Annotated in this window: 3 protein-coding genes; 2 read left to right on the forward strand and 1 reads right to left on the reverse strand. The window is 60.6% G+C overall.

From position 1 onward, the window contains the following. On the forward strand, positions 1–644 hold a 644-nt coding region (locus AC6FTP_RS25020; RefSeq protein ID WP_497209629.1), incomplete at its 5' end, for a type III pantothenate kinase. Beyond that, a complete protein-coding gene (locus tag AC6FTP_RS25025; RefSeq protein WP_497209630.1) occupies positions 637–1,581 on the forward strand; it encodes an ROK family protein in 945 nt (314 codons plus the stop codon). The genes AC6FTP_RS25020 and AC6FTP_RS25025, both read left to right, overlap by 8 nt. Before the next feature lie 48 nt (positions 1,582–1,629). Here AC6FTP_RS25025 and AC6FTP_RS25030 read toward each other — a convergent pair whose 3' ends face one another. Then, on the reverse strand, positions 1,630–5,463 hold the full coding sequence (locus AC6FTP_RS25030) for a translocation/assembly module TamB domain-containing protein (RefSeq protein WP_497209631.1): 3,834 nt from the start codon (positions 5,461–5,463) through the stop codon (positions 1,630–1,632). Positions 5,464–5,708: the final 245 nt, after the last annotated feature.

Here is a 5,708-nt window from a genome sequence, read left to right on the forward strand (position 1 = left end):
GCGTGACGACGGAGCTGATCCGCCAAAGCGTGGCTGGGTGGGATTTCCGCCGTGCCGTGATCGCCAGCGTCGTTCCTGCGGTCGTTCCGGTATGGCGTGAGGTCTTTCCCGACCTGCTGGAGCTGCGCCACGACACGCCCATGGGCATCGGCGTCCGTTACCCGAAACCGGAAAGCATCGGCCCGGATCGCCTCGCGAATGCCGTCGCGCTGGCCCACCTCCACGGCGCGCCGGGCATTGTGATCGACTTCGGCACAGCGGTGACTTTCGACATCCTCTCGGCTGATAAGCACTACATCGGAGGTGTGATCGCACCCGGCCTGCGCCTGATGACTGACTACCTCCACGAGCGCACCGCGCTGTTGCCGCAGGTCGAACTTTGTGAACCCGCCAGCGCCATCGGCACATCGACTGTCGCGGCGATCCAGGCTGGGGCGGCCATCGGCTATCGCGGGATGATTCGCGGCATCTTGGAGGCTTTGAAAAAAGAACTCCCGCAAGGCCAGCCCGTCCACGTCGTGGCTACCGGCGGCGATGCGAGGTGGATCATCGCGGGCATCGGCGAAGAGATCGCCGTGGACCCAGATTTGACCTTGCACGGACTGCGCTTGGTGGGCAATCTCGCGCCCCTTTCCCATGTCTGATTCTCCCCGCACCTCTGTTGGCATCGATTTCGGCGGCACCGCTGTGAAGATTGGCGTTTGCCGTGACGGCGAACTCCTCATCACTGACGAGCCCATCCCTACCGCAAATTTCGCCGGCCCAGCCGCCCTCATCACCGAGATGGCCGCTCGTGTGGAGAAACTCCGCCAGACCTATCCCGACATCTGCGCCATCGGCGTCGGCGTGCCGGGGCTTGTCGATTTCGAGCATGGCTTCGTCCACATCCTCACCAACGTCCCCGGCTGGAAGCATGTGCCTTTGAAAGCTATCCTCGGTGAAAAGACCGGACTGCCCGTGGTTGTCGAAAACGATGCCAACGCCATGGCTTGGGCCGAGTTCCGCTACGGCGCAGGTCGTGGCCTGCAAAACGTTGTCGCCCTCACCATGGGCACCGGCATCGGCGGCGGCCTTGTTTTGAATGGCCAGATGTATCGTGGCAGCGGCTGCGCAGCGGGCGAGATCGGCCAGATGAGCATCGACTGCGATGGCAAAGCCGGCCACTACGGCAATCTCGGCGCGCTGGAGAAATACACCGGCAACCGCGAGATCGCCGAGCACGCCGTTCAACGCTACGCCGAGGCTCACATCGTCAAGACCATCGAAGAATGCACGCCGAAGAACATCGCCGAAGCCGCGAAAGCTGGCGATGACATCGCTCGGCAGGTCTGGGATGAGATCGCCGACTGGCTAGGCACCGCCATCTCCAGCATCGCCTGGCTTTTGAATCCCGACGCCTTCGTCATCGGCGGCGGCGTGGCGCAGGCAGGTGATCTCATCTTCGATCCCCTGAAGCGGAAAGTGCAGTCCATGCTCAGCACCGTCGTCTGGGAGCGGCTGCAAATCGTGCCCGCCAAGTTCAGCAACGAAGCTGGCATCATCGGCAACGCCGCGCTGGCTGCGGATGCGATCAAGGAATGACGAAACCCGAATGTCGAATGACGAACCAGAAGGTCTGGTTTGATTTCGTCATTCACCATTTGTCGTTCGAGCTTCCCCACCCACTGCTTGTGCCGCTTTCCCGAAGCGCAGCACCCAGCCGAGCAGGGCTTTCATGCGACCTGTCTGCGTGAAGCGCGCACTCACGCGCCAGTGATCCGTCAGATCATAGGCAGCCTGCACGCTGTCATTGCTGCGATCCGCACCCGAGGGATTGAAGGTCATGTGCAAACGAGGTGGCTCCTCGCGCACGACTTTCTTTTTGTTGAAGGTCTTGCGGTAAAACTCGCTGATGAAGAGGAAGGCGGCTCGGCTCGCTGCCTCAGCAGCAAGATCGCTGCCGCTGCCACTCAGAGTCGTGCCGGTGCCGAGCAAGGTCACGATGTCTGCCTCACTCATCGGCGGCGTGCTGGTGAAGCGCGTCTTTGGGTTCGTTGAGTCGCCGTAGATGTAGAGCGTGATGTCGTTGCTGCCGATGCGTGACTCGCCACGGATGTCGAGAGCCGGATCGAAGGGCTTCAGCGGATTCATCGTCACCACACCCTTCGTGATCTTCACCAGACTGAAGGGCAGCTTCAGAAGCAGTCGGTCGATGTTTGCCCCACCAGTGAGTTGCGGAGCCGCTCCCGTGCCGCCGAGCAGCACGTCGGCGGAGATGGCACCATTCGCCAGATTCCCTGACACGAGCAGTGGATCACGCGTCTTCACGCGCAGATCAAAGGTCCAGTCTTTGAGCATCGGCGGCAGTTCCAGCTTCGCGCTGCTGCGCTGCGTGTTCTCCGGCACGGGCGGCACATCGGCGGGCAGCTTCAGCACTGGCATGAGGTCGATCTCCTTGAAGACGCGACCACGCACCGCCTCCACGAGCCCTGCCACACGAGCTTGTTTTAAAGTGCCCACGCAGGTGATATCAGCATTGGCACGGAGGGAGGTTGTGGGGTCACGAAACACCAACGCTTCGCGGGCTTCCACCTTCAGATTCATCGCCGGATTCGCCGTGTCCTTGGCATCCACCGTGCCGCCGAGCTTCACGCGACCACCGGCCATCATCAGCGAGACATCTTCGATATTGAGCACGCGATCATTCACTCGCAGCCGCACCTTCACATCACGCACAGAAGGCATGTCAGCCTTGGCCCACGACACTTCATTCACATCCAGATCGACGGCGGCTTTGATCAGCGGCTTCGACACCGTGCCGACGACGTCGGCATTGAGCTTCAGCTTCGCCGGCAGGCTACGGATCATATCCGGCGCATACTCATTCAGGAAACCGAGATCGCTCTCCGCCATGCGCACTGCGACCTTCAAGGGTGCGTCATTCAGCAACTTTGGATTCGAGACAACGGCATCGACATCCAGCGGCATGTCAGACTCCACGGTCAGAGGTTGCAGCGGTGGCTGCACGAGCTTCACCAGCGACTTCATCTGACCACCACGCAGCGTGGTATCCACATCCAGCGTAGCTAAACCAAAGGCTTTCGGAGCATTCGGCACCTTCACCTCACGCAGGTTCAGCTTCACCATGCCATCCAATGTTTCGAGTCGGCCTGTGACCGCGATGTCTGCATTCAAGATGCCCGGCGGCACATCCTTCACACCTGCGGCAGCGGCAATCTCGTTCACTTTGAGGTTCGTCGCCTTCAGCACCACATCCACGGGCATGCTGTCGGCCTTTGAGTCCTGCATCACGTCAAATGGAGCACTCGCGTGGCCTTCCATGAGCAGCGTGTCTTTTTGCCAAAGGCGCAGTTGGGAAAGGTTCGCCGACTTGTCATCTACCACACCCGTCAACGACAGTTTCCAAAGGCCGAGCTTGGCTTCGAGCGACTTCAAATCTGCCCGTGTCCCGGCAAAGGTCGCGTCCAGCGTAAGGTCCGCAGGCTCTGGCAAGGTCGCGGGATGCACCTTCGCTGCAGTGAGGCTGGCCTTGCCCTCGCACTTCCAGGGTTGCAGGTCGCCATGGGCATCGAGTTGGCTGAAAACACTGCCCGTCTTGAGCTCCGGCGCACCGACACTTTTGAGCAGTGCGTTCAGCTTCGCCAAAGCGGGCATCGTGATGCCGCCCTTGGTTTCAAAGGCATACGGAGCCTTCATTCCCACATCGGCGCTGAGTTCGAGATGGTTCTCTTCATCAAAACGGATCGAGCAAGGTGCCACGCGAGCTTTGCCATCCTTCGCCTGCACTTCGAGCGCGATGCTCGGAAGCACGCTGTCGCCAAATTTGCCTTCGCTGACCTTCAGCGTGAGGTTCGCCAACAGCTTCTCCAGGGCTCCAGCGCTGAGATCCTTCACGGCGAAATCGGCTTTGCCTTGGAGGTCGAGCTTGGCGGCCACTGGGTTCTCAGCTTTGGGCAGTCCGGTAGTCTCAATGAGCTTCGCCGGATCATGGATCACCACGCTCCACTCAGCCTTCACCGGCATGGTATCCTGCATCATCATCGTGGCTTTCAGAGCGATCAGATTCCCATCGCCCAATTCCAAGCCAGGAATCTCCACCCGTGCCTCTTTGCCATCGAGAGCAAAGAGCGACGCCAGCTTCGGTAGACGATAGTTTTCAAAGGCGAGTGATTCACCATTCACGCTGCCGGTGACCTTCGCGGGCGTCGCGCCGAGTCCTTCCGCTTTGGCATCTAGAGTCACGAGGCCCTTCACTGGCGGCGGCTTCACGAGGAGCTGCGAGATATCGGCGATGCTGGCCTTTGCCACGGCTGTCCAAGTCATCTTTGGCCACTCGTCGAGCTTCGCGGGCAATTGCGCCTGCGCCGTGACATCGACTCGATTGCTGCCGCGTGTGACCCGCAGCGTTTTGACCTCCGCTTTGGTATCCGCGACCGCGAGAGCCATCTCCACTTTGTCGATCATCACCCCGGCAGCGCGAATGTTCGCTACCTCAAAGTTCGTCGTCACTAGCAACTGCGGCGGCGCGAGTGGATCGCCCTCCACATGCACGACCAGATTCCCGCCATCAAAGTTCACGTCCTTCAGCAGGCCAAGCGTTTGCAGCTCTGCCGCACGCAGATCACTGACCTGCACATCGGCAAGCACGTGCATCTTTTCACCAAACACACCTTCCACCTGAGCATCGGTCTTGATCTTCGCCGCGCCGAGATGGGCCAGCACTTGAGTCACCACCTTCCCCGCCTCGAACTCCTTCAAATCCAGCCGCAGTTCATCCAGCACGACATCCTTTGGCAGCGTGAAATCACGGATCACGATCAGGCGCGGCTGCCAGTCGATCTTCGCGCTCAGCGACTCGAAACTAGGCCCGTCCGGCTCCACTCGCAGCTCGCGGCATTCGAAGACACCGGGCATCCCTTCGCCGACTTGCAGCGTCAGTCCACGCACCGCGATCCTCTTTCCATCGGCGAGAGTCACCGTCGCATTCAGATTCTTCAGATCGAAGTAGTTCGGCCACACCAGCGGCGGCGCTTTGCCCTTCTGCTGCACGGGCTTCTCCACCTTCATTTCGATCTCCGTCGATGCTGGCAGATGCCGCAGGTCCACCTCGGCATCGAGATCATGCAGCGTCACCCCTTTGACGATTCGCTCCAAGTTAGCACGCACATCGTAGTTCACCGTCAGCTTTCCGATCGTGGCACGCGGCAGCCAGTGTTTTTCGCCACCACCTGTTTTCAGATCGGCGATCTCCAGATCATGCCAAAGCGAGCCACTCAACTGCCAGGACAGCGGCAGTCCCTGCGTGGCCGCGCCCTTCGGCCCAGCCCAGCGCAGCAGCGCGAGAATGAGCGGTCGATGAAACACCGCGAGCAAGGTGATCAGCACGAACCCAGCAAGAAACAGACGCTTCACCCATCGCCAAAAACGGCGGCGTGGCTTCGGGATGGGGGAGGGATCGGGCACGGGGTCTTCTCGGCTGAATCCGCTGCTGCCGCAAGTGTCACGCCAATCAGGATGCAGACCCGTCTTGTGCAAAGCCCCGCCACTTGTCACATTGTCGTCATGCCAACCGCCCTACCTGAAACAAGCGAACTCCTGCAATCCTTCGGCACCGCGCTCGGGCTGGGTTTGCTCGTCGGCCTGCAGCGCGAGTGGGAGCAGAATCGAGTCGCGGGTATCCGCACCTTCGCCCTCGTCGGCGTTTTTGG

It is taken from the genome of Prosthecobacter sp., from assembly GCF_044378005.1.
Classification (GTDB): domain Bacteria; phylum Verrucomicrobiota; class Verrucomicrobiia; order Verrucomicrobiales; family Verrucomicrobiaceae; genus Prosthecobacter.

Coding starts and splice junctions, on each gene's coding strand:
- AC6FTP_RS25025 (WP_497209630.1), top strand. CDS start 637: ATGTCTGATTCTCCCCGCACCTCTGTTGGCATCGATTTCGGCGGCACC.